This is a genomic window from Ruania suaedae (assembly GCF_021049265.1).
Lineage (GTDB): Bacteria > Actinomycetota > Actinomycetes > Actinomycetales > Beutenbergiaceae > Ruania > Ruania suaedae.
Genome location: NZ_CP088018.1, coordinates 1,145,914 through 1,169,904, shown reverse-complemented (window position 1 = coordinate 1,169,904; position 23,991 = coordinate 1,145,914). Strand labels below are relative to the sequence as shown.

The window sequence follows — 23,991 nt, the reverse complement described above, 5'->3', positions numbered from 1 at the left end:
GGGTTCAGGACAGGTCGCGGCGGCGGAAGACCAACGCCCCGACGGCGAGCAGCGCCACCCCGACCACGGCCAGGAATCCGGCGCTCCAGGCGAAGGAGATGGTGTGCTCGATGCCATCGCACACCAGCATGCCGTCGGCCTGGGCCTCACACTCCTGCACCCAGTAGGTGTGCCCGTACTGCAGCCAGCCCATGAGGTTGGCGCGGATCGAGAACGGCGTGAGGGCCTGGGCGACATTGACACCGATCGCCTCCCAGGCGATGGCGAAGCCGGCCACCACGGCCAGCACGACGGCGGTGGACCTCACCAGGAAGGCGAGGACGGCGCCGACGACGGCCGCAGCCGGGAGCAGCAGTAGGGCCCGGACCGCCGTCCAGACCAGCGGGTCATCGACACTCGCGTCGAGGCCCCGGATCTCGTACACGGCCCACATCCCGACGGCGAGGATGCCAGTGAGCAACAGCGAGAGGGGCACCGCCGTGAGCGCGACCGCCCCGACCTTGGCGGCATAGACCCGCAGGCGCCGCGGCTGGAAGGTGAGCAAGGTGGCCATGGCGCCGCTGGAGAACTCCGCTGCCACCGCCGTGGTGCCGATGGCCAGGCCGACGATCCCCAGCACCATGACGGCGGTGGGCACGCCGGTGAAGTTCACGTGCTGGGCCAGCGTGGTCTCGTACGGCAGGAACCACTCGCGCTGGGGCTCCATCTGGTCGCACCCGAAGTCGACCGGCCCGCCCTGGGCCTCGGCCTCGAGCTCCTCCTGCTCCAGGCAGTCGGCGACCATCTGCTCGCCGTCCTCCTCCCAGTTCTCCAGCTCACGCTGGTAGGCGGCCTCGGCCTGCTCGCGCATCTCGTCGGTGATCGGCTGGGCGGAGGCCCAGGTGGTGAACAGCACGAAGAAGGAGCCCAGGATCCCGGCGACGACGAACAGCCACACCAGGCGCCGCAGCCGCAACCGGCGTAGCTCGGTACGCAGCAGCATCATGCGCCCTCCTCCGTGCCACGACGACGATCTCGGCGCCGACTGCGCCCCATCTCGGTGTCGTGGGTGAGCTCGAGGAAGACCGACTCCAGCCCGACGCGCGTGGCACCCAGCTCGCTCGCGTAGACCTCGTGCTGGGCGAGCACCCGGTTCACCTGGGCAGGGTCGGTAGCGCCGTCGACGAGCAGTGCCTCCTGATCGGGGTGCACGCTCATGCCCGCGGCGGTCAGGACGCCCTGGGCGCGCTCGGCCTCGTCCGGTCGCACCACCACGCGCACGGACTGGGCGCGATCACCGATGATCTCGGCCACCGAGCCGGAGGCGATGAGCCGGCCACGCCCGATGATCGAGACGGTGTCGGCGATCTGCTCCACCTCGGCCAGGATGTGGCTGCTGACCAGCACGGTGCGCCCCTCGTCGGCGAGGCGGCGCATCGTGGTGCGGATCTCGTGGATCCCGGCCGGGTCGAGACCGTTGGTCGGCTCGTCGAAGATCAGCAGGTCGGGCTCCTTCAGCAGCGTGGCTGCGATGGCCAGCCGCTGCTTCATGCCGAGGGAGTAGGTGGCGAAGCGGTCATCACCGCGATCGGACAGACCGGTCTCGGAGAGGACCTGGGCCACGCGCCTCCGTCGGGTGCCAATCGCGGAGGCGAGCAGCTCCAGGTTCTGCCGCCCGGTGAAGGTCGGGAAGAACTTCGGCGATTCGACGATCGCTCCGACCCGCGCGATCACGCCAGGGAGCTGGGCGGGAACGTCCTGGTCGAAGATGCGGATCCTGCCCTCGTCCGGGCGGATGAGGCCGAGCAGCATCCGGATCGTGGTGGTCTTGCCCGAACCGTTCGGCCCGAGGAACCCGTGTACACCGCCGGCCGGGACCCGCAGGTCCAGGCCGTCCACGGCGACGCGGCGCCGCACCCCTCGATAGCTCTTGCGCAATCCGTCGGTCACGATCGCGTGCGCGGACATCGGCCCTCCTCGGTGTCAGCCCCTGGCCGAAACCCTAGCGGTGCGCCGGGTCGCAGCGGCAAGCCGTGTCGGCCTCGATGCTGTGGTGGCATCATCGCCCGCCGACGACGAAGCGCCGCGCACCACGCAAGGTGGCCCGCGGCGCTTCTGGGTGGAGGTGGCGGGAATCGAACCCGCGTCCGACAGTGCGGAACCAGGACTTCTCCGGGCGCAGTCTGCTAGTAGATTTTCTCGGCCCCAGCGATCACACAGACAAGTCGCTGACGGGCCCAGTCATCTAGAAGTCCCCGCAACCCCGATGACGAGGGTTACGAGCAGTGGCTCTCTAGCTGACGCCAGGAACCGGGGCGAGAGCTACCCCGGGCTGACGGACTTCAGGACTCGCTCAGGCGGCGAGTGCGAAGTCGGTGCGCTTGGAATCGGCACCTATTGGTTTGCAAGGAGCGTTTGACGAGATGACCTTGCATCCTCGGCCCGCTTCTCCTGGAACGACAACCGTCGTCGAAACCGATCACCCCCCTGTTCAGTTGTCACGCCCTCACCGGCCCGGAGGCCACCGACGGCGTTGCATCAGTCTATCGCTCACAACGCCGGTGGTGTCACGGATATTTCCACGGACCCCTCGCATGCCCCGCCGTCGGTACGATGGCGACGTGCGGCGGGCGGAGAAGGCAGAGCGGATCAGCGAGATCCTCGACGATCTCTATCCCGACCCCCCGATCGCCCTCGACCACACCAACGTCTACACGCTGCTGGTGGCGGTCGCCCTGTCCGCGCAGACCACCGACGCCAAGGTCAACCAGGTCACGCCCGCGCTGTTCGCCGAGGCCAGCACGCCCGCGCAGATGCTCGCCCTCGGCCCGGAGCGCATCCTCGAGTTGATCCGGCAGGTGGGGCTCGCGCCCACCAAGGCGAGGAACCTCTGGACGGCGGCCGGCCAGATCGTGGAAGCCGGCGGTCAGGTCCGCCCCGATTGGGAGTTCCTCGAGGGCCTCGCCGGCGTCGGCCACAAGACCGCGAGCGTCGTGATGGCCCAGGGCTTCGGCCTGCCCGCGTTCCCGGTGGATACCCACATCTTCCGCCTCGCCCGGCGATGGGGCCTGAGCACCGGCACCGCGGTGGACAAGGTCGAGGCCGACCTGAAGAAGGTCTTCGCGCGCGAGACCTGGAACCGCCGCCATCTGCAGATCATCTACTTCGGCCGCGAATACTGCCCGGCGCAGCGGCACAACCTCACCACCTGCCCGATCTGCTCCTTCGCGGCGAGCAAGAAGCAGATCGCCGCGGAGGTGCTCCCCGCCCGCACGCGAGTGCCCCGCCGGACGGCCGTCACCGACTGAGCCGGTCCCGGTCCGCCCGGCGTAGGCCTGCTGTTACTTCTTCTTCTCCAGCAGCAGTGCGAGCCCGATACCGAGCAGGAAGATGTCCTTGGCCATGCCGATGCCGTCCTGGGTGGGCCGCACGCCGTCGGACTCGGTGAGCCCGGGGGTGCGCAGGTAGGTCCACACCAGCGACGCGGCGAACACCGTCAGGCCCGCGCCCACCAGCTTGCTGGGCAGGAACGGGGCGAGCAGGGAGGCGCCGAGGGTCACCTCGCCCGCAGCCAGGTAGGTCCCGAAGTCCTCGGCGGAGAGCGACTCGAGCTGCGGGAAGGCGTTGAGCGCCACCTGCTGCAGTCCGGCAGCGGACTCGGCGTCGAGGTCGAGCTTGTTGATGCCGGAGTTCAGGATGAACGCTCCGGCGGCGAGTCGCAGGGGCAGGCGGTGCAGGGCGAAGCCCATGGTTGGCTCCTCAGGTCTCGGAGATGATGCGCGTCGGGCCCCAATCTACCCACCTCACCAGCCGCCACCACCCCCGCCGCCGACGCCGCCCCCGACACCGCCGCTGAAGCCGGCACCGCCGGCCGAGCCGGATGCCACCGAGGTGACCGAGGTCGCGGCGGTGGTGGTGAAACTCGTCAGGCTCGTGAAGACGGCGGCATTCCACACCCCCGCCGTGCTGCCCTGGTACCAGTGCGGCTGCATCTGGACTTCGCCCCGGGCCGCCGCCTCGGAGAAGATCGTCGTCCACCGCTGCGCCACCCCGAGCGCGACGGCGTAGGGCAGGTAGGCGGAGAAGATCCCCTCGCGCTCCTCCTGGCGCATCTGGTCGACCTCGGCGGTCTCCAGATACTTCTGGAAGCCACGGACCTGGGCCAGCACCGCCGTGCCCTCAGCGGTCCGGGCGGGCGCGGCGGCCGAACACACCATCAGGGCCACCCCGATGGCCATCAGGGCCACGCCCACGCCACCCCACCCGGCGAACACGCCGAGCACGAAGGTGACTGGGATTCCGACGACGAAGGCCACGATCCCGGCGACGACCCAGCGCAGGCGCACGGCCTGCGGCGAGGTGCGGAACCAGCCACGCTCGACGACCCGCTCGTAGAGCTGGCTCTGGGCGGTGGTCAGCGCCTGGGCGAAGTCGGCGCCCAGCTCGGACATCTCGGTTACGGTGGCGTTGCCGGAGAACAGGCCCTCCAGCAGCGTCCGCTCGAAGGCCAGCAGCTGCGGCCACTCGCCGGGCTCGCTGGTCCGCCGTAGCCGCCACTGCGGATCCTCGGAGTTCTCCTCGCTGCCCGCGTCGCCGGCGTCGTCGGTCTCGCCCTCGGGGATCTCCTCGATGCGGAGATATCCGCGCACGGCCAGGTCGACGATCGTCGCGCTGACGTCCCGCGGCTGGGCCACCTCGTCCAGCAGCGTTCCGGCGGCTCCGGGGGTGACGCCGTCGGGCGGGGTGAACTGCACGGCGACAGGAATGCGTTCCGCGTACCCCTCACCGTGCCCCTCGGCGCCGGCGGTCGGCGTCAGCCCGGGCGTGAGCCCCACGTAGGCGCGGTCACGCCCGCGCTGGCGGGCGCGCAGCGCGACCACCGCGATCCCCACCACACCCAGGCCCAGGGCGACCCACGGAGCGGGGGTCCCGCTGCCGAAGAAGTTGGCCGGGGTCACGCGGTCGCTGTACATCGGCTCGACCGTGTCCGCGAACATCCCGGCCGGGTAGGTGACGAGCACGGTCATCCCCCCTCCGGGGGAGATCTCGTCCGCCGTGAACTCCGCCGGTGGTCCGGCCTCGGCGGTGCCGCACGCATCGGTGCTTCCGACCGACCCGGTGAAGCACTCCGCGCCGAGCGGGTCCTCGGGGCCCTCGACGGTGACGCCGACATCGCGCAGCGGAATCTCCCAGCCCGAGCCGATGACGTTCCAGGCGACCTCGTCGGCGCCGTCGGCGCCGGCGCCGGGGTTGGGCACGCCCGAGACGGTGTAGGAGATCGTGTACTGCTGCTGCCCGGTGACCTCGACGTCCTCGTCACCGACGTAGACGGCGAGCCCGCTGCCCTCGGACTCGGTGCGCACGTCCGCCGGAGCACCGGTGCTGGAGGACGCGCTGAAGCCGGTGTACTCGAGCACCCGGTAGCGGTCGGGATCGTCGGCGATCTCCTGCCGGTCGACCAGGGTCAGGTAGGGCCCGTGCCCCTCCTCGTCGGCGAAGTCGAACAGCATGTCGATACTGACGTCGATGGTGCCGTCGGTCTGCACCTCGGCGCTGACGTCGTACCTCTCGACCATCCAGTCGTCGGCATCGGCGTGCGCGGCGACGGGCCCGGCGAGGACGACCGCCATTGCGAGGGCCAGGAGGGTCAGGAGTCTGCTCAGGGATCGCCGCATGCCTCCACCCTAGGCAGCGCGGGAGGTGCTCGGCCTCCCCCGCGCGGACGATCCTGGGACGCCCTCCGCCGGGCCGGCGAGGGCTCGCCGATGCCGGCGGCTCAGGCTCAACGGTGCTGGCGCAGGCTCATCGCTCGTTGCGCCTCGCGGGCGTCCTGCTTCTCGCGCAGCGCCTGCCGCTTGTCCCATTCCTGCTTGCCTCGGGCGACGGCGATCTCCACCTTGGCCCGGCCGCCGATGAAGTACAGCTCGAGCGGCACGATGGTGTACCCCTTCTCCTTCGTGCGCTGGGTGAGCTTGAGGATCTGCTCCTTGTGCAGCAGCAGCTTGCGCTTGCGCCGCGGGGAGTGATTGGTCCAGGTGCCCTCGGTGTACTCGGGGATGTGGACGCTCTCCAGCCACGCCTCGCCGCCATCGACGAAGACCCAGCCGTCCACGAGGGAGGCCCGGCCCGCCCGCAGCGACTTCACCTCGGTGCCGGTCAGGGACAGACCCGCTTCGTAGGTGGCGTCGATGTGATAGTCGTGCCGCGCCTTCTTGTTGCGCGCAACGACGGTCTTGACGGTTTTGGGGTCGACGGCGCCGTCCGTCTTCTTCTTCTTCTTCGCGCCCTTGGCCTTGTTGCTCATCGTCTCTGGTCTCCTTCGCCGGTCCACTGTACGGGTCGAGGGCCGGATCGTTCGATCTGAATACCGCCGTTCCCACCGCGAGCGTCTGCGCTGCGCCGGGAAGGGCGCTCACCCTTGTCGACGTCAGCTGGCAGAGCGGCGAGCGATCGGAGCGCACCCGACCGGCGGACCCGAGCAACTGCAGGTGATCGCCGTCGCGGTTCGACCCCTCGAAGGAGAGCCGGAGCGGTAGATCCAGCTCCACCACGTCAACCCGGGCGACCTTCCTCCGTGACGGTGATGCAGTGGGGTGCGTGTTCGCCCTGGTGGACGAGAGCGAACCAACGCGGCGTGTGGCAACCGGTCAGAAGGCGGACAGTGCCATCGGATCGATCGTCGATCCGTTGCGCCAGACCTCGAAGTGGACGTGGCACCCGGTGACGTTCCCGGTGGCCCCGGTGTAGCCGATCGCCTGTCCCTGGGCGACCGACTGCCCGGTGCGGACCGCGAAGCGCGAGAGGTGGTTGTACACCGTGACGTACCGGTTGCCTCCGATCGTGCCGTGGTTGACGATCACCTGGTTGCCGTGGGTGCCGTTCGGCGCCGGCTTGACGGCGGTCACGGTCCCGGCCGCGGCCGAGACCTGTGAGTTGCCGCAGGCCGAGCGCAGGTCCACGCCCTGGTGCATGTAGTAACCGCCCGTGATCGGGTACCACCGCATGCCGTACCCGGAGGTCACGTACAGCGGCTGGGGAACCGGGGGCACCAGCGAGCCGCTGGAGGAGCCACCGGAGCCGCCCGAGCTCGAACCACCGGATCCGCCGGACCCACTCGAGCCACCGGAGCCGCCCGAGCTCGAACCACCGGAGCCGCCCGAGCTCGAACCACCAGAACCACCGGACCCACTCGAACCGCCTGACCCCCCGGAACCGCTGGAGTTCTGACGGGCGGCCTCCTCGGCTGCCTCCCGCTGCCGCTCGCGCTCACGTTCCCGCTCGCGCTCGGCCTCGGCCGCCCGGGCGGCGGCCTCCTCCCGCTCCCGGCGATCGATCTCCGCGATCTCGTCGGCGATCTCGGCGTTGTCCTCCTCGATCTCGGCGATCTGGTCGGTGTAGTCCTCCTGCAGGCTTTCGAGCTCAGCCGCCCGCGACTCCTGGTCGGCCTGCAGCTGCTCGATCTCGGCCACCAGATCGGCCGCATCCTGACGGGCCACGTCAGCCGCCGCGACGGCGTCGTCCGCCTCTGTCTTCAGCTCGCCGATCCGCGCGGTCACCGCGTCCAGGCGCACCTGCCGGTTGCGGTTGACCGCCGTCAGGCTCTCGAGGTCGGAGAGGGTCTGGTTCTGCGAGCGCAGCGCCGAGTTCATCACCGAGTACTGGGTCGCGAACTCGTCCGCGTCGTCGGCGGCGAAGACCACCGACATCGCCGAGGCGCCCTCCCCTCCCCGGTAGGCGGAGCGAGCCACCTCGCCCATCGCCGACTCGGTCTCGGCGATCTCGGTCTCGGTACCTGCGATCTCGGTGGTCAGATCCTCCTGCTGAGCCTCGGCCACGTCGAGCCGGTCCTGGACCGATGCGGCATGGCGCTCGGCGGCGGCGAGCTCGTCGTTGGCGACGGAGAGCTCACCCTGGGCCACGGGAAGGCGCCGCTCGATGTCGTCGAGCTCGAGGTAGACATCGGCGAGGTCGGACTCGGTGCCCTCGAGCATCGCTGCGAGTTCCTCGCGCTCGGTCTGGTTCTGCTCCTGCTGCTCCTCCAGGTCGTCCCGGGTGTCGGCCGCCACCGGCGCCGCCAGCAGGGCGAGCCCGACGGCGAGGGCCGCAGCCAGGCCGGCCCGCACGGGCCGCACGGACACCGCAGGGGGTGAGAGACGTCGTCGTGCCATCGGGGTCACACCTTCGTGTATCGGCTGAGACTGACCAAGGAACTGATCGCGGCGAGCACGATCCCGATCGCCACCAGGAGCGGGGCCACCACCAGCACGTCGCCGGTGTCGACGAAGTTGACCCACCGCACCGAACCTGCGAGCCAGTTCTCCACGATGGATCGCACCCCGAGCCAGAGGCCGGTGCTCGCGAGCGCGGCGCCGAGCAGTGCGGCGATGGCGCCTTCGAGCATGAAGGGCAGCTGGATGAAGAAGTTGGACGCTCCCACCAATCGCATGATGGAGGTCTCGCGGCTGCGGCTCATCGCCGAGAGCCGGATGGTGGTGGTGATCAGCAGCACCGCCGTCACGATCATCACCGCAGCCAGGCCGGCCGCCAGGATCGTGGCGCGGTTGAGCACGAGGAACAGCGGTTCCAGGATCGAGCGCTGATCGATCACCTCTTCGACGCCGTCCCGGCCGGCGACCTCATCGGCCACCACCTGGTAGAGCTCGGGATCGACCAGGCTCACGCGCAGCGACTGCTGCATCTGCTCCACGGTGATCCGCTGCGCCCAGTCCTGATCGCCGAAGCGCTCCTGGAACGCCTCGAACGCCTGCTCCTTGGTCTCCAGGAAGACCTCTTCGACGTAGGGGCTCAGCGCCTCGGACGTCAGCACCGACTGGAGGGACTCGACCTGCTCGTCGGTCGCCTCACCGCCGGCGCAGGTGGGCACGGAGGAGTCCGGCGGGCACAGGAAGACCGAGACCTCCACCCGGTCGTACCACTCGTCCTTCATGTTGCCGACCTGCATCTGCAGCAGTACGGCCGCTCCGACGAAGGTCAGGGAGATGAAGGTCACCAGCACCACGGAGACGGCCATGGCGACGTTGCGCCGCAGGCCGTTGCCGATCTGGGAAAGAATGAACTGCAGTCTCATGCGTGTGTCCTCACCGGCCCTACCGCGCCGCGCCGTAGACGCCGCGGTCCTGGTCGCGCACCATCTGGCCGTCGACGAGTTCGATCACGCGCTTGCGCATCTGATCCACGATCTCGTCGTCGTGGGTGGCCATCACCACGGTCGTCCCGGTCCGGTTGATGCGGTCCAGGAGCCGCATGATGCCCACCGAGGTGGTGGGGTCGAGGTTCCCGGTGGGTTCGTCCGCCAGGATGATCGCGGGCCGGTTGACGAACGCGCGGGCGATCGCCACCCGTTGCTGCTCACCGCCCGAGAGCTCGTGCGGGAGCCGCTTCTCCTTGCCGGCCAGGCCGACCATCTCCAGCGTCTCCGGCACCGTGCTCATCACGTGGTGGCGCGGTTTGCCGATTACCTGCAGGGCGATGGCGACGTTCTCGAAGACGGTCTTGTTGTGCAACAGGCGGAAGTCCTGGAAGACGCACCCGATCTGACGGCGCAACTGCGGGACCTTCCACTGCGAGAGGTTCGCGAGGTCGCGACCTGCCACGAAGACGGACCCGTTCGTGGGGCGTTCCTCGCGCAGCACCAGCCGCAGGAAGGTCGACTTTCCGGAGCCGGAGGCGCCGACGAGGAAGACGAACTCGCCCCGGCCGACCTCGAGGGAGACCTGGTCCAGGGCTGGGCGCGCGCCACGGGCGTACACCTTGGAGACTTTCTTGAGACGGATCACTGCGCTGCCTGGCCAGTCTTGGGGAAGGGAAGGGCGAAACCTGGCCATGGGCAGCGTAAGCAGCCGGGCGCTCAGCGCCCGGGTGACACGCCGCAGCGCCGGCGAGCGTGACGCGAATCGGCCGGCGCCGGGGGGTTACGCGCCGGCTTCGGCGTCGAGCTGCTGCTGCTTGCGCCAGCGGATCCCGGCATTGATGAAGCCGTCGATGTCGCCGTCGAACACCGACGAGGGGTTCCCGGCCTCGTGCTCGGTGCGCAGGTCCTTGACCATCTGGTAGGGCTGCAGGACGTAGGAGCGCATCTGGTCACCCCAGGAGGCCTTGACATCGCCCGCCATCGCCTTCTTCGCGGCGCTCTCCTCCTCCTGGCGCTTGAGCAGCAGGCGGGACTGCAGCACGCGCAACGCGGCCGCGCGGTTCTGGATCTGCGACTTCTCGTTCTGCATCGAGACGACGATCCCGGTCGGGATGTGGGTCATCCGCACAGCGGAGTCGGTGGTGTTGACGCTCTGACCGCCCGGGCCGGAGGAGCGGAAGACGTCCACCTTGATCTCGGTTTCGGGGATCTCCACGCTGTCGGTCTGCTCGATCAGCGGGATCACCTCGACGGCCGCGAAGGAGGTCTGCCGGCGGCCCTGGTTGTCGAACGGGGAGATGCGCACCAGCCGGTGCGTGCCCGCCTCCACGCTGAGGGTGCCGAACGCGTACGGCGCCTTGACCTCGAAGGTGGCCGACTTCAGGCCCGCCTCCTCGGCGTAGGAGGTGTCGAGCACGGTGGTCGAGTAGCCGTGGTGCTCGGCCCAGCGCAGGTACATGCGCAGGAGCATCTGGGCGAAGTCGGCGGCGTCCACCCCACCGGCGCCGGCGCGGATCGTCACCACGGCCTCGCGCTGGTCGTACTCGCCGGAGAGCAGGGTGCGGATCTCCAGGTCCTCCAGCGCGGCGCGGATCGTACCGAGCTCGGCCTCGGCCTCGGCGAGGGTGTCGGCATCGTCCTCCTCCTGCGCGAGCTCCACGAGCGCGCCGAGGTCGTCGATGCGCTCGGCCAGCCGGTCGAGCCGCTCCAGCTCACTCTGGGCGTAGGAGAGCTGGCTGGTGACCTGCTGGGCCGCCTCAGGGTCGTCCCACAGGTCGGGCGCCGCGGCCGCCTCGGAGAGCTGGGCGATCCGCTCCCGCAACGCGTCCGGGTCGCTGACGGCGGTGATCGAATCGAGGATCTGACGTAGACCCTGGATCTCTACGGGGAAGTCGGTAGCCACAAGCGGCAAGGGTACGCGATGGGGCTGAGGGCGATCACGCCGGGCGTCACCGCAGCCGGCGCGCCAGCAGCCTGCGGTAGGCCGACAGGCTCGAGCGCAGCGCCCGCGGCGCCTTCGACCCCTCCCCCGGGGTGAGCAGATCGACCACGGAGAACGGCAGGTCGGAGCCCACCACCGAGCGCAGGTGGCTGAACGTCTCGAAGCCGTAGCGGCCGTGGTACTGGCCCATGCCGGAGGCGCCCACGCCGCCGAAGGGCATCCCGGGCATCGACTGCGAGAGGGCGTAGTCGTTGCGGGAGACTCCGCCGGAGCGGGTGCGGGCGACGAACGTGCGGTAGTCCTCGTCCGCGGGCCCGAACCAGCTGGCCACCAGCGGCTCGGGCTTGTCCGCCAGCTCGTCCAGCAGGTCCTCGAGATCGTCGTAGGGGTGGACGGCCAGCACGGGGCCGAACACCTCCTCATGGGCGATGTCCATCTCGTCGGTGAGGCCGAGGACCACGGTCGGAGGCATGATCCGGGCCGAGCGCAGCGCCTCCTGGCCGCCGTCGTCGGAGCGCACGGCGGTCAGGACCTGCGCCCCCTTCTCGGCGGCGTCCTCCAGCAGGGCGGTGATGCGCTCGTAGGCGCCGTCGGCGATGAGCGTGGGCATCTCGTCACGCTCGAACATCTCCGGGACCACCCGCCCCCAGGTGGAGAAGACCTCCTGCACGAATGCCCGGGCGGATTCGGTCGGCACGTAGACGTCCTCCGGGGCGATGCACGCCTGCCCGGCGTTGATCAGCCGCGCCTGGGCCACCCGGGAGGCCGCCCGGCGAATCACGGGCTTGTCCTGCGCCGCGCCCGGGGCGAGGACCACGGGGTTCTTGCCACCGAGCTCGAGCGTCACGGGGGTGAGGTTCTTGGCCGCAGCCCCCATCACGGCCGAGCCGGTGGCCGCCGAGCCGGTGAAGAAGAGGTGGTCGAGGGCGAGCCCCGCGAATTCCTGGGAGACCTCCACCTCCCCGGTCACCACCGCCACCTCCTCGACGTCGAACGCGTCGTGCACGGCGTTGGCGAACACCTCGGCGGTGGCCGGGACAGCCTCGGACATCTTGATCATCACCCGGTTGCCGGCCGCCAGGGCCGAGAGCGCCGGGACCGCGCTGAGGTTGATGGGGAAATTCCAGATGCCCATCACCCCGACCACGCCGAGCGGCTCCGGATGCACGGCGGCGTCGAGGCCGGCTGCCCGCGCGAGCAAGCCGGGCACGCGACCCCAGGGCCGGCGCGGGCGCATCCAGCTGCCCACCCGGGCGCGGGCGATCTCGGCCTCCATCGCGAGGGTGGCGATGTCGGCGACCAGTGTGGTCACCTCGGGCCGGTGCCCGAAGTCCGTCGAGATTGCCTCCACCAGATCGTCGGTGTGGCTGACTACCGCGTGCACGAACCGGTCGATCCGGTCACGGCGCAGCGCCGCATCGGGGATGCCGTCCCGGTGAAACGCGTTGCGCTGCAGCTGCAGCACTTCCGACATCGGGGTCGAGGTCGCTGTGGCGCTCATCCCTCCACTGTGCCCCGTCCGGCCATGCTTCGCCAACACTGGCCGGCCGCTGTGAGCGGGCCGACACTGCTCACATCTGCCAGCCGCCGCGCCGGTAGGCCGGCGTGCCGACGGCGAAGATCACCAGCGCCGCTGCCATGGCGGCCACGATCACCAGGCACATCGCCACGGCATCGGCACCGAGCAGGCCGACCACCGGGGCCACCAGGCCGGCCACACCGGACTGCGAGCACCCGATCAGCGCCGCCGCCGCGCCGGCACGTTCGCCGTGGCGGGTCAGCGCCAGGGCGGAGGCGTTGGGCGGGACGAGCGCGTTGACGAAGAGCATCAGCCACAGCGGGATGCACAGGCCGATCAGGCCGCCGGTGCCGGTCGCCGCGACCACGAGCAGCACCACCGCGAGGGCGGTGGAGACCGGCAGCGCCAGACGCATGATCCGCACCGGGGCGAAGCGCTGTACCAGGGTGGCGTTGAGCTGGGAGCCCAGGACCAGCCCGAGTCCGTTGACGGCGAACAGCAGCGAGAACTGGTGCTCGCTGAGCCCGTAGCCCTCCCGGATCACGAACGGGGAGCCGGAGACGTAGGCGAACAGCGCCGCCATCCCCAGTCCGGGCAGCAGCGCGAGGACCACGAACTGGCGGTCGCGCAGCAGCACCCGGTAGGTGCCCAGGACCGAGCGGGCCGACCCGGTGGTGCGGCGCTCCACCGGCAGCGACTCAGGCAGGAAGCGCCAGACGATGATGGCCAGGACCACGCCGTACAGCGCGAGGGCGGCGAACACCATCCGCCAGTCCCACACGGAGGCGATCACGCCGCCGATGGTCGGCGCGAGCAACGGCGCGACGCCGATGACCAGCATCAGGCGCGAGAGCACGGCCGAGGCCGCCGCGCCGGAGAGGCGGTCCCGGATCACGGCGACGGCCACCACGGCGGCCGCGGCGTTGCCCATGCCCTGGATGATGCGCAGCGCGATCAGCGGCGCCACGTCGGCAGCGAACAGGCACAGCACCGAGGCGACGATGTGCACGGCGACACCGATGAGAACCGGGAGCCGGCGCCCGTAGCGGTCCGAGAGCGGGCCGATGAGGAGCTGGCCGAGTGCGCCACCGATGAGGGTGGCGGTGATGGTGAACTGCACGGACGCCTCACCGGCGGCGAGGTCGGTGACCACCTCCGGCAGCGAGGGCAGATACATGTCGGTGGTGAGCGCGCCGAGCGCGGCCATGGCGCCCAGCATCAGCACGAGCTTCGGGGAGGTGCGCCGGCGAGGGGCCGGCGGGGCCGCGGGGCCCTTGCCCCGGGGCGGGGCGGGCGGGCGCGTGGTGGCGCCCGCGGCGGGTGCCGGCTGCGTGGCGACGTCGTAGGGGACGCCGTCGGCCGGGGTGGAGGTGGGCTCGGCGGGGGCCGGCGCGCTGGTGCCTCGGGTCCCACCGCGTGGGGGTGCGTCGTCGCCGTCGCGTCGATCGGGCGGAGCGCAGGGCGCGGTGTCGGAAGTCAAGGCTGGGGTCCCCGGGGGTGCGGCGTGGTCACAGGCGTCAGCCTCTATTGTCGGGCGCCTGCGATCGCCTGTCACGAAACGTTTCGGTCCCAGGCGTGTGATTCTGGCGACATCGGCCATGCCCTTGCCAAGCGCGTGGCGGCCGCCTGTCAAGAAGAAGGCAGCAAGCCCTCAGGAACCCTTGGCGGCGGCCTTGGCGGCCTTCTTCGTCGCCCGCACGCGCAGCAGCGACTCCTCGTCCACGACGTCGGCGATGGAGCGGAAGGAGCCGTCCTCCCCGTACGGGCCGGCGGCCTCGCGCCACCCCTCGGCGTCGAGCCCGCGCTGCTTGCCGAGCAGGGCGAGGAAGATCCGGGCCTTCTGTGCCCCGAACCCGGGCAGCGCCTGCAGCCGGCGGAGGATCTCCCGGCCGTCCGGGTCGCCGCGGGTCCACAGGGCAGCGGCCTCGCCGTCGTAGGTATCGAGGAGCTCCTGGCACAGGGCCTGCACCCGGGCGGCCATCGATCCCGGGAAGCGGTGCACCGCAGGCGGCGTCGCGCACAGCTCCTTGAACGTCTCCGGCTCGGTGGCGGCGATGGTGGCGGCGTCGAAGCGTCCGAGTCGGTCGGCGATCTTCTTCGGCCCGGCGAAGGCGGACTCCATGGCGACCTGCTGGTCGAGGAGCATCCCCACGAGCAGTGCGAGCGGATCGCTGTCCAGGAGTTGATCGGCATCGTCGTCCCCGGTCATCCACAACGTCGGCATGGAGCCGATCCTCCCATGTGCGTTCACGTCGTCCCCCTCACCACCGTCAGTTCCCCCACGGCGGAGCCAGCATCACCTCACGAAACGGTCACCAGACTTCGCCCCGTCGCGCGCACAGCACCGCAATAGCGTCACGGTATGGTCAATCAGTGGTCAAGAATGACCGGTGCAGGTCTCAGCACGATAACGATACGTTGCTCTCCTCAAGGGCCCTCGTGGCCGGTCCATCGAGACCCTCGGGTCAGCACCTATCCGCACCAGCACGCGGATCGGCGGGCTCCCCCACAAGCCCGCCGAACGGCGCCGACGCGCCATTCCTCCGTTTGAGGAGATGGCGCCCGATGCCTAGCGTAGGTACGCATCCATGACCAGTCGGGGTGACCCGTCCGGTGCCGCGTGCCCTAACGACCGCTGCCGAACAGCGACTCGCAGGCGCACGCAGGACCCTCGTGGTCCAGGGCGACCGGGAGGCCAGTCCTCGTCCGACCGAAGGGACCATGATGACGAGCATGAGGCGACGAGCCTTTGCCATGACGGCAGCGGCGGGAGCAATCGCTCTCGGCCTCTCCGCCTGCGGCGATGGCGACAGCGAAGCCGGCGGCGGAGCCGAGGGCGAGGCCGGCGAGGGCCACCTGGCCGAGCTGCAGGAGTCGGGCACGATCACCGTGGGCATCAACGGTGAGGAGCCCTACAGCTTCCTCGACGACAGCGGCGAGCCCACGGGTGCGACCATCGCGATCCACGAGGCCGTCTTCGCCGAGATGGGCATCGACGACATCGAGGCCACGGTCGTGGACTGGGACGCATTGATCCCGGGTCTGAACGCCGGTCGCTTCGATGCGATCTCCGCGGGCATGTCCATCCTGCCGGAGCGTTGCGAGCAGGCCGACTTCGGCGTCCCCGAGATCATGTACACCACGGCGCTGATGGTTCCCGAGGGCAACCCCGAGGGCCTGTCCACGCTGCAGGATCTGGTGGACACCGACCTGACGATGGCCGCCATGTCCGGGGCGATCGAGCAGGGCTACGCCGAGGACCTGGGCATTGAGGTCTCCACGGTCGGCGCCCCCGAGGACGGCCTCGAGGCCGTCGAGGCCGGCCGCGTGGACGCATTCGCGCTCACCGGTATCTCGCTGAACGCCCTCGCCGAGCGCAACGCCGACGCGGCCGTCGAGGTGACCGAGTCCTTCGTGGCCGAGGTCGACGGCGTCTCGCAGGTCGGCGCCGGTGCGACCGTGTTCGCGCCCGAGGACGACGAGTTCCGTGAGGCCTACAACGAGGCCTACCGCAGCGTGATCGGCAGCGCCGAGGACTTCGAGTCGATCGTCGGCGAGTTCGGCTTCACCACGGCCGAGTACCCGACGGAGGACATCACCACTGAGATGCTCTGCGCCGGGGAACTCCCCGAGGCCGGCTGAGCACTTCACTTGTGGACGCGTTCCTCAATAATCTGAGCACGGCGGCGCCGCGCTTCTGGGACGGGCTGGTGGTCACTCTCCAGCTCGGCCTGGGCGGCGCCGTCGTCGCTTTCGTCATCGCTGTCGCGCTCGGACTCCTGACGTCCAGCCAGCATGCTCTCGTCAGAGCGCCGGGACGCATCGTCGTGGAGTTCTTCCGGGGCACCTCCCTCGTGGTGCAGCTCTTTTTCCTCTTCTACGTCCTTCCGCAGATGGGCGTGAGCCTCGACCCGATCCCGACCGGAATCATCGCCCTCGGACTGAACTACGGCGCCTATGGTGCCGAGGTGGTCCGCGGATCGCTCGCGGCCGTCCCGAAAGCCCAGTGGGAGGCCACCACGGCGCTGTCGATGGGGCCTGTCCACCGGATGATCCGCATCATCTGGCCGCAGGGATGGGCGCTGATGCTGCCGGGTCTGAACAACCTCCTGGTCATGCTCGTCAAGGGCACTGCGCTGGCCAGCTTCATCACGTTGCAGGACGTCACCTTCGTCTCCGACGATCTGCGCCGGACGATGGGCATGCTGTTCGCCTTCGGTGCCGGCTTCGCTATCTACTACGCGCTGAACCAGTTGCTCTCCAGCGGCATGCGGATTCTGGAACTGCGAGCACAGCGCCGCCTCGGTCTCAAGCCGGAGAGCGTCAAGGCTGCCAAGCGGGCCGAAGCAGTAGCGGGGGTGGGCTGATATGTGGAGTTGGGATCTTGCCGCCCAGGCCTTTCCGGACTTGCTCTCCGCTTTTGTGCGCATCACTCTCCTCGTCACGGTGGTCTCATCGATCGGTGCCGCCATCCTCGGCATGATCTGGGCCGTGGTCCTCCGCGAAGCACCTCGTGTCATCGCAGCGATCGTGTTCCGCGTCCTGGACGTGATCCGGATGACGCCGATCCCGCTGCAGCTCGCGGCGATCTACGCCGTCCTGATCACCACGGATGTCTCGCTCGTGACGATGGGTATCGTCGTCTTCGCCATCCACTATTCGACCTATATGGCCGAGTCCTACCGGGCGGGGATCGAGTCGATCCGCCCCGGTCAGTGGGAGGCAGCGACGGCCCTGTCGATGTCGAAGGTACGGACGTGGCGGGCCGTGATCGTGCCGCAAGCCCTGCGAGCCACCGTGCCCTCGCTCGGCAACTGGGCGATCGCGATGTTCAAGGACACGCCGTTCTTGATCATGATCTCCGTTCCGGAGATGGTGACCGAGGCCCGGGAGTTCGGTGGTGGCAACTTCAGCTACGTCGAGTCGTTCACCATCGCGGGCCTGATCTTCCTGGCGGCCAGCTACCCGACCGCCGTCCTCATGCGGAAACTGGAGAACCGTCTTGCCACCTACTGACGAATCCCTGCAGCCGGTGCCCGGTGCACCCGCCCTCAAGTTCGAGAACGTCGTCAAGAAGTTCGGCGACCTCACCGTGCTCAATGATCTCAACTTCGAGGTCGAGCGCGGCCAGCGGGTGACCCTGATCGGGCCCTCCGGCTCAGGCAAGACCACGATCCTGCGCCTGGTCATGACGCTCGAGGAGCTGACCGGCGGCTACATCCACGTCGATGGCGTCCCGCTGACCCACCTGGACAAGGACGGCAAGCGGGTGGCTCGCCGGCACAAGGAGGTCGCCCAGCTCACCCGCCGGATCGGGATGGTGTTCCAGCAGTTCAACCTGTTCCCGAACATGACGGTGATCGAGAACATCATCGAGGCGCCGGTGCATGTGCTCGGCAAGTCCAAGGAGGAGGCCCGCGCCCGCGGGAAGGAGCTCCTCGAGCAGGTGGGCCTGGGTGACAAGGCCGACCAGCACCCCAGCCGGCTCTCCGGAGGTCAGCAGCAGCGCGTGGCGATCGCCCGCGCACTGGCGATGGATCCGGAGATCCTGCTGCTGGACGAGGTCACCTCCGCACTGGACCCCGAGCTCGTGGGCGACGTGCTGCAGGTGTTGCGCGACCTCGCCGAGAACACCGACATCACGATGCTGATCGTCACCCACGAGATGCAGTTCGCCCAGGACGTCTCCGACCGGGTGCTGATGTTCGACAGCGGGCACATCATCGAGGACGCCGAACCGCACGTGATGTTCTCCAATCCCACCCACGAGCGCACGAAGGAGTTCCTGCGCGCCGTGCTCTGAGGTCTCCTCACGACGGCGGGGGCTCACCGGGAAGGTGAGACCCCGCCGTCGTGGTGTCGTCAGGAGGTCAGGTCGAGCCGGCGCAGCCGGAGCGCGTTGAGGGCCACCACCACGGTGGAGGCCGACATCAGCAGCGCGCCCACCGCCATCGGCATCACGAACCCGATCGGTGCCAGCACTCCCGCGGCGAGCGGGACCGCGGCGAGGTTGTAGCCGCTGGCCCACCACAGGTTCTGGACCATGGTGCGGTAGCTCGTGCGCGAGAGCCGCAGCACCTGCAGCACCGACCGCGGGTCGTCGCCGGCGAGGATCACTCCTGCGGACGCAGCGGCCACATCCGTCCCGGCTCCGATCGCGATCCCGACGTCGGCCTCGGCCAGCGCCGGGGCGTCGTTGACCCCGTCACCCACCATGGCCACCACGCGGCCCTGCTGCTGCAGTTCTCGCACCTTGGCGTTCTTGTTCTCGGGGCGCACCTGCGCGAAGACCTGGTCGATTCCGAGCTCCTCGGCGACGGCGTCGGCCACCGCCTGCGCATCGCCGGTGACCATCACCACGCTCACGCCCTCGGCGTGCAGGTCTTCGACCGCCTGGCGGGACTCGGCTCGGATCTCATCGGCCAGAGCCAGGGCCCCCACCACCGTGCCGTCGAGGACGACGTGCAGCACGGTGTGCCCACGGGCTGACCACTCCTGCGCCTGGGGCACCGGATGGGCACCGATCTCCTCCAGCAGCCCGGGTCCGCCGACGCGGACCTTTCTGTCCTCGACCGTGGCCGAGACCCCGGTCCCCGGCTCGGAGGCGAAGTCGGAGGCCTGGGGCGGGCGGATCCGGCGCCGCTGCGCCTCCCGCACGATCGCGCGGGCCAGCGGGTGCTCACTGTCGGCCTCCGCGGCCGCCGCCCACCGCAGGACGGCCTCCGCATCGGTGTCATCGGTTCCGGTGATGTCCTGCACGGCCGGCTCCCCCATCGTCAGGGTGCCGGTCTTGTCGAAGAGGACCGTGTCCACGGTGCGGGCGCGCTCGAGGGCCAGCCGGTCCTTGACCAGGATTCCCGCGCGGGCGGCGCGCTCGGTGGAGATCGAGACCACCAGCGGGATCGCCAGGCCGAGCGCGTGCGGGCAGGCGATCACGAGCACCGTGATCACGCGCACGAGGGCCTGGCCCGGGTCGCCAGTGAGTAGCCACACGATCGCCGTCACCAGCGCCGCAGCGAGGGCGAACCAGAACAGCCAGGCGGCCGCGCGGTCGGCCAGGCGCTGCACCTGGGTCGAGGTCGACTGCGCCTCGGCGACCATCCGCTGGATGCCGGCCAGGGCCGTCTGCTCCCCCACCGCCGTGATCCGTACCCGCAGGCCGGAGTCGGTGGCCACGGTCCCGGCCACCACGGTCTCGCCCTCGCCGCGGGTGACCGGCGCGGACTCCCCGGTGATCATCGACTCGTCCATGTGCGCGCGGCCGTCGGTGACCTCTCCGTCCGCCGGCACCCGCCCGCCGGGCCGGACCACGACGATGTCCCCCTCGGCCAGCTCGCCCGGGTCGATCGTCTCGACCTCGCCGTCGGAGCCGACGCGTTCGGCCTGGTCGGGCAGCAGCGAGGCGAGGGAGTCCAGCGCCGAGGCGGTCTGGGCGAGGGAGCGCATCTCGATCCAGTGCCCGAGCAGCATGATCACCACCAGCAGGGCCAACTCCCACCAGTACTCCAGGTCGGCCGGGATCAGCCCGAGGGTGGCGCCGGCGGAGGCCAGGAAGGCGACGGTGATCGCCATCCCGATGAGCAGCATCATCCCCGGGGCGCGCGAGCGCAGCTCGGACAGCCCTCCGGAGAGGAAGGGCCAGCCACCCCAGGCGTAGATCACCGTGCCGAGCACGGCCGGGATCCAGGCCGTCCCCGACGGCGGGGCGTACCCGAGCAGGTCGGCGAAGGAGGGCGAGAGGGCCACCGTGGGCACGGCGAGTGCCAGCATGATCCAGAACAGGCGGCGGAAGTGGCCGGCGTGGTCGCCGTGGCCTTGGTGGTTCTCGTGTCCGCCGTGGCCCTCGTGCCCGCTGTCGCCGGTCGGGCTACCGTGGTCCTGGGCGTCGTGGTGCTGCTCGGCGTCCTCGTGGGTGCTCATGTGCGTCCTGTCATCCGCCATAGGAACATCAACTCTTATACCCCTAGAGGGTATTCCCAGGCTGAGGACTGCTGTGGCGGGCCCGGCGGCTGCACCCGGGTGTTCCGGTCCAGCTCACACCTGGTCCGACTCTGCGAAGGCGGTCACCTCGATCACGAAACCGTCCGCGAACGGGATGAGCGCCCACGGCACCAGCGGGGGCCGCACCCGTGCGGTCAGGGAGACCTGCGCCGTCACGCCGTCGGGGGTTCCCGTCGGCGGCACCACGCCGAAGCTCTCGAAGTCGGTGACGCCCGCGGGCGCAGCGGCCAGGTACTCGCTCACGGCGGCCTGCACCGAGTCGCCCGTCAGGGGCAGGGTGCCGGGCTCCGATCCCTCCCCGGTGTAGAACTGCTCCTCGTCGACGGCGTCGGCCGCCGAGGCAGCGAGCGCGTCGGCGAGGGAGAGCAGGCGCTTGCGCTCGAGGTAGATCGCACTGACCGAGACCACCACGAGCACGAGAGCGAGCGTGACCACGCCGTAGACGAGGGAGAGCAAGAGGATCTGCCCCTCGTCCCGCCCCTCTGCGCGCCACCGCGAGCGCATCCGGGTCAGAGCAGAGCTCATGGCAGCACCCGGAAGTCGTCGACGGCGACCAGTGCCTCTCCCTGGACGTCCACCTGGGTGGCCAGCGCGCCCGCCAGCATCGGCGGGACGAGCGGGAGATCGACCTGCGTGCCAACCTGCAGGTGGATGTAGGCGCCGGGGCTGAGGCAGGGATCGTCCTGACAGGTGACCTGCAGCGCCTGCTCACCTGCGACGTCGAAGCCCTGGTCGGCGAAGGCGAGCTCGACCGCGAGCTGGGCGCGGGGGACACCGTCGGCCATGGTCTCGGCCTGGGCGATGAGACGACCGGCGTCCCGGGCGGCGCCGTCGGCGGCGAAGGCGGCCGCCTGGACGCGGCTGAGGGTGACGATCAGGTACACGGTCGGCACGAGCAGGATCAGGGCGACACCGAGGAATTCGACCACGGCGCTGCCACGGTCCTCCCCCGCGCGCACCGCCGCCCACCGGCGACGCAACCAGCGGACGGCGGCCATCATCACTCGGCCACCGCCCGGCCCGTCACGGTGATGACGCCGGAGGGACCGAGCAGCCCGAGCACCGGGATCGGCGCCCGCACGTGTACTTCCACGACCTCGACGCCCGCCGCCGTCCCGGTGTCCGCGCTCACCTGTTGGGCGTAGGCCTGCGGCAGCGTCATGTCGATGAGTGCGGCGGTGCGCTCCTGCCCGGCAGCGAGGGATCCCTCGTGCAGGGCGGCGAAGCGGGCGCCCTCGGCGGCGGCGTCGACGAGCACGGTGCGCACGTGCAGGGTCAACGCCAACTGGACGACACCCAGCACCAGCACACTCACCAGCACCGAGACCAGCAGGAAGTCGACCAACGCCGAGCCCCGCTCGCGCTCGATCACTGGCTCAGCACGCGGTCCATCGCGGTCTCGAACACCTGGGTGAGGGCCTCACCGGCGAGCGCCCAGATCACAACGACCAATCCGGCGGTCATCAACGTCACCAGCACCCAGCCCGGCACGTCTCCGCGTTCAGGATCACCCTGCAGTCTGCTGCGGAACCGCCGCCTCCACCGCGCCAGCGTGCGTCGCATCGTGGTCTCCTTCATCTCTGCCTCTCCTTCTCGGATCGAACCGTGTAGTCACAGCGAGAGCACCGCCAGGCCGGGGAAGACGGCGAAGACCACGGAGGTGGGCAGCAGCACGAAGACCACCGGGACCATCATCGCGATCTCGCGCTTGCCGCCCTCCTCCATCAGCGCGCGATGACCGACCTCGCGCGCATCCTGGGCCTGGGCCCGCAGCACGTCGGCCAGCGGCGTTCCCCGGTCGACGGCGGTCGCCACGCCTTCGGCGAAGCGGGCCAGGCCCGCCAGATCGGTGCGCTGGGACATGGCCTCGAGCGCCTCGGCCAGGCTGCGACCCGAGCGCACGTCCGCCAGGGTCTGCTCCAGTTCCTGCGAGAGTTCGCCGCGCGTGGAACGCGCCACCCGGTCGAGTGCGGCCACCGGCGCCTCACCCGCGCCGACCGCGAGCGCGAGCAGCTCGGCAATCGTCGGGAACTGCGCCACGATCCGGCGCTCGCGGGTCTGCACCTGGCGCGTGAGCACGTAGTCACGAGCGAGGACACCCGCCAGACCCGTCACGACGACGAGCAGGACTAGGACCGGAACCGAGGCGCCGCGTGCAGCGCCGAGCACGAGCGCGAGCAGCAGGCCGGTCGCCAATCCCAGTGCGCACCAGATGACCTGCTCGATGCGGAACTGCTCGACCGAGATCGGACTGCCGGCGCGAACGAGTCGGCGGCGGATGCTGATCGTGGTGCTGCCGAGGCGCTCGAAGAAGGCCGTGGCGTCACCGATGACGGGGCGGATCATGCGTTCGACGGTGGGGAACGGGGTATGTACCGATGGCGCGACGAGCAGTCGTGAGGTGCCCACCTGGTCACGCAGGTACGGCGAGACCCGATCGATCAGCCGCACGCGCCGGGCGGCGAGGCGCCACAGCACCAGGCACACACCGAGCCCGAACAGCAGACCGAGGCCGGCGCCGACGAGGGACGGCTGGCCGGCCATCACCTCATGACCCGTTCGTCCTCGGGAAGACGGCCGATACGCACCATGAGCAGATACGCACCGGCACACGCCATCCCGCCGACGAGCAGAACGAACGCTCCGAGCGCCGAGCTGAACGCCTCCGTCGTCTGGGGCCGGGTACTCAGCATCGCCAGGATCAACCAGGGTGAGGCCGCGGCGAGCCTGGCGCCGTTCACCGTCCACGACTGGCGAGCCTCGAGTTCGCCGCGGGCACGCAGGTCCTCGCGCAGGAACTGCGAGAGCGTGCGCAGCAACCGGCCCAGATCGGTGCCGCCCACCTCGCGGGTGAGACGCAGTGCCTCGATCAACCGGTCTGCGACGGGATCTGCCAGCCGCGCCTTCAACCGGTCCAACGAGTCGGCGAACCGTCCCGTCGCGCGGTAATCCTCGGCGAACGCGGTGAACTCACCACGCAGCTGCTCCGGTCCCCGGTCGGCGAGACTGATCAGGGCCTCCGGCAGACTCAGGCCGGCCCGGATCGCGGACGAGAGGTCGTCCACCACATCCGGCCACAACTCTCGCAAGGCGACCCTGCGCCGTCGTGCTCGCGTGCGCACGTACGCCTGCGGCGCGAGGGCTGCCAGCACGGCGAACGCGGCTGCGATCGGCAGGGACACCGTCACCAGGTAAGCGGCGGTGAGGACGACCAGACCGAGGGCGCACGAGACGGCGACGAGACCGCCCGGACCCACACCCGGCATGCCCGCCTGCACGAGCAGGTCCTGCAGCCTGCTGACGCGCGCCACGGGCTGTCGCGGCTGCCGCGGCCAGCAGGACCACCAGAGGCACAGCACCCCCGCTCCCAGCAGCAACCCGGCCACCGTGCCCATCTGC

Annotated in this window: 24 protein-coding genes and 1 other RNA gene; 5 read left to right on the top strand and 20 right to left on the bottom strand. The window is 70.1% G+C overall.

Annotation, left to right across the window (positions count from 1 at the left end):
• Positions 1 to 4 precede the first annotated feature (4 nt).
• From LQF12_RS05285 to ssrA, 3 genes are all read right to left on the bottom strand, one after another.
• On the bottom strand, positions 5 to 985 hold the full coding sequence (locus LQF12_RS05285; RefSeq protein ID WP_231054939.1) for an ABC transporter permease subunit: 981 nt from the start codon (positions 983 to 985) through the stop codon (positions 5 to 7).
• On the bottom strand, positions 982 to 1,947 hold the full coding sequence (locus LQF12_RS05280) for an ABC transporter ATP-binding protein (RefSeq protein WP_231054938.1): 966 nt from the start codon (positions 1,945 to 1,947) through the stop codon (positions 982 to 984). The genes LQF12_RS05285 and LQF12_RS05280 overlap by 4 nt, the downstream gene beginning before the upstream one ends.
• A gap of 149 nt (positions 1,948 to 2,096) precedes the next feature.
• Positions 2,097 to 2,466, bottom strand: a transfer-messenger RNA (tmRNA) gene (gene ssrA / locus LQF12_RS05275).
• Positions 2,467 to 2,600: 134 nt separating this feature from the next.
• Here ssrA and LQF12_RS05270 point away from each other — a divergent pair.
• Positions 2,601 to 3,287 (top strand): endonuclease III domain-containing protein, encoded by a 687-nt coding sequence (locus tag LQF12_RS05270; protein WP_231054937.1) that lies wholly within the window; start codon positions 2,601 to 2,603, stop codon positions 3,285 to 3,287.
• A 33-nt stretch (positions 3,288 to 3,320) separates the two neighbouring features.
• On the opposite strand, the gene LQF12_RS05265 is transcribed toward LQF12_RS05270, so the two are convergent.
• From LQF12_RS05265 to LQF12_RS05220, 10 genes are all read right to left on the bottom strand, one after another.
• Positions 3,321 to 3,728: a DoxX family membrane protein gene (locus LQF12_RS05265; protein ID WP_231054936.1), complete on the bottom strand. Its 408-nt coding sequence runs from the start codon at positions 3,726 to 3,728 to the stop codon at positions 3,321 to 3,323.
• A gap of 54 nt (positions 3,729 to 3,782) precedes the next feature.
• Positions 3,783 to 5,654, bottom strand: a complete 1,872-nt coding sequence (locus LQF12_RS05260; protein WP_231054935.1) for a DUF2207 domain-containing protein — start codon at positions 5,652 to 5,654, stop codon at positions 3,783 to 3,785.
• A gap of 107 nt (positions 5,655 to 5,761) precedes the next feature.
• Positions 5,762 to 6,283 carry an SsrA-binding protein SmpB gene (smpB, locus tag LQF12_RS05255; protein ID WP_231054934.1) on the bottom strand — a complete coding sequence of 174 codons (522 nt, stop codon included), beginning with the start codon at positions 6,281 to 6,283 and terminating at the stop codon, positions 5,762 to 5,764.
• 343 nt (positions 6,284 to 6,626) lie between these two features.
• Entirely contained in the window at positions 6,627 to 8,147 is a 1,521-nt protein-coding gene (locus LQF12_RS05250) for a M23 family metallopeptidase (protein WP_231054933.1), read from the bottom strand.
• A gap of 5 nt (positions 8,148 to 8,152) precedes the next feature.
• Positions 8,153 to 9,067 (bottom strand): permease-like cell division protein FtsX, encoded by a 915-nt coding sequence (gene ftsX / locus LQF12_RS05245; RefSeq protein ID WP_231054932.1) that lies wholly within the window; start codon positions 9,065 to 9,067, stop codon positions 8,153 to 8,155.
• A gap of 19 nt (positions 9,068 to 9,086) precedes the next feature.
• Positions 9,087 to 9,776, bottom strand: a complete 690-nt coding sequence (gene ftsE, locus LQF12_RS05240; protein ID WP_231054931.1) for a cell division ATP-binding protein FtsE — start codon at positions 9,774 to 9,776, stop codon at positions 9,087 to 9,089.
• A gap of 135 nt (positions 9,777 to 9,911) precedes the next feature.
• Complete coding sequence (gene prfB, locus LQF12_RS05235; RefSeq protein ID WP_231054930.1) at positions 9,912 to 11,033, bottom strand: peptide chain release factor 2; 1,122 nt, start codon at positions 11,031 to 11,033, stop codon at positions 9,912 to 9,914.
• Between the two features lie 46 nt (positions 11,034 to 11,079).
• A complete protein-coding gene (locus tag LQF12_RS05230; RefSeq protein ID WP_231054929.1) occupies positions 11,080 to 12,573 on the bottom strand; it encodes an aldehyde dehydrogenase family protein in 1,494 nt (497 codons plus the stop codon).
• 70 nt (positions 12,574 to 12,643) lie between these two features.
• The gene (locus LQF12_RS05225; protein ID WP_231054928.1) at positions 12,644 to 14,071 is read right to left on the bottom strand and encodes a multidrug effflux MFS transporter; all 1,428 of its coding nucleotides are present in this window, start codon (positions 14,069 to 14,071) and stop codon (positions 12,644 to 12,646) included.
• 171 nt (positions 14,072 to 14,242) lie between these two features.
• On the bottom strand, positions 14,243 to 14,815 hold the full coding sequence (locus tag LQF12_RS05220) for an HhH-GPD-type base excision DNA repair protein (RefSeq protein WP_231054927.1): 573 nt from the start codon (positions 14,813 to 14,815) through the stop codon (positions 14,243 to 14,245).
• Positions 14,816 to 15,324: 509 nt separating this feature from the next.
• Between LQF12_RS05220 and LQF12_RS05215 the strand changes: the two genes are divergently transcribed.
• From LQF12_RS05215 to ehuA, 4 genes are read left to right on the top strand one after another with little or no spacing between them, the layout of a single operon-like run.
• Positions 15,325 to 16,233, top strand: a complete 909-nt coding sequence (locus tag LQF12_RS05215) for a transporter substrate-binding domain-containing protein (protein WP_231054926.1) — start codon at positions 15,325 to 15,327, stop codon at positions 16,231 to 16,233.
• An 11-nt stretch (positions 16,234 to 16,244) separates the two neighbouring features.
• A complete protein-coding gene (locus tag LQF12_RS05210) occupies positions 16,245 to 16,958 on the top strand; it encodes an amino acid ABC transporter permease (RefSeq protein ID WP_231054925.1) in 714 nt (237 codons plus the stop codon).
• Position 16,959: 1 nt separating this feature from the next.
• Complete coding sequence (locus LQF12_RS05205) at positions 16,960 to 17,607, top strand: amino acid ABC transporter permease (protein ID WP_231054924.1); 648 nt, start codon at positions 16,960 to 16,962, stop codon at positions 17,605 to 17,607.
• A gap of 7 nt (positions 17,608 to 17,614) precedes the next feature.
• A complete protein-coding gene (gene ehuA / locus LQF12_RS05200) occupies positions 17,615 to 18,394 on the top strand; it encodes an ectoine/hydroxyectoine ABC transporter ATP-binding protein EhuA (protein WP_231055523.1) in 780 nt (259 codons plus the stop codon).
• A gap of 59 nt (positions 18,395 to 18,453) precedes the next feature.
• On the opposite strand, the gene LQF12_RS05195 is transcribed toward ehuA, so the two are convergent.
• From LQF12_RS05195 to LQF12_RS05165, 7 genes are all read right to left on the bottom strand, one after another.
• Complete coding sequence (locus tag LQF12_RS05195; protein ID WP_231054923.1) at positions 18,454 to 20,511, bottom strand: heavy metal translocating P-type ATPase; 2,058 nt, start codon at positions 20,509 to 20,511, stop codon at positions 18,454 to 18,456.
• Positions 20,512 to 20,625: 114 nt separating this feature from the next.
• A complete protein-coding gene (locus LQF12_RS05190) occupies positions 20,626 to 21,117 on the bottom strand; it encodes a pilus assembly protein TadG-related protein (protein ID WP_231054922.1) in 492 nt (163 codons plus the stop codon).
• Positions 21,114 to 21,593 carry a pilus assembly protein gene (locus LQF12_RS05185; RefSeq protein ID WP_231054921.1) on the bottom strand — a complete coding sequence of 160 codons (480 nt, stop codon included), beginning with the start codon at positions 21,591 to 21,593 and terminating at the stop codon, positions 21,114 to 21,116. The genes LQF12_RS05190 and LQF12_RS05185 overlap by 4 nt, the downstream gene beginning before the upstream one ends.
• Entirely contained in the window at positions 21,593 to 21,964 is a 372-nt protein-coding gene (locus LQF12_RS05180; RefSeq protein ID WP_231054920.1) for a TadE/TadG family type IV pilus assembly protein, read from the bottom strand. Before LQF12_RS05180 ends, LQF12_RS05185 begins: the two co-directional genes overlap by 1 nt.
• Complete coding sequence (locus LQF12_RS05175; RefSeq protein WP_435531217.1) at positions 21,961 to 22,170, bottom strand: hypothetical protein; 210 nt, start codon at positions 22,168 to 22,170, stop codon at positions 21,961 to 21,963. The genes LQF12_RS05180 and LQF12_RS05175 overlap by 4 nt, the downstream gene beginning before the upstream one ends.
• Positions 22,171 to 22,203: 33 nt before the next feature.
• Positions 22,204 to 23,136 (bottom strand): type II secretion system F family protein, encoded by a 933-nt coding sequence (locus LQF12_RS05170; RefSeq protein ID WP_231054919.1) that lies wholly within the window; start codon positions 23,134 to 23,136, stop codon positions 22,204 to 22,206.
• Positions 23,136 to 23,987, bottom strand: a complete 852-nt coding sequence (locus LQF12_RS05165) for a type II secretion system F family protein (protein ID WP_231054918.1) — start codon at positions 23,985 to 23,987, stop codon at positions 23,136 to 23,138. Before LQF12_RS05165 ends, LQF12_RS05170 begins: the two co-directional genes overlap by 1 nt.
• Positions 23,988 to 23,991: the final 4 nt, after the last annotated feature.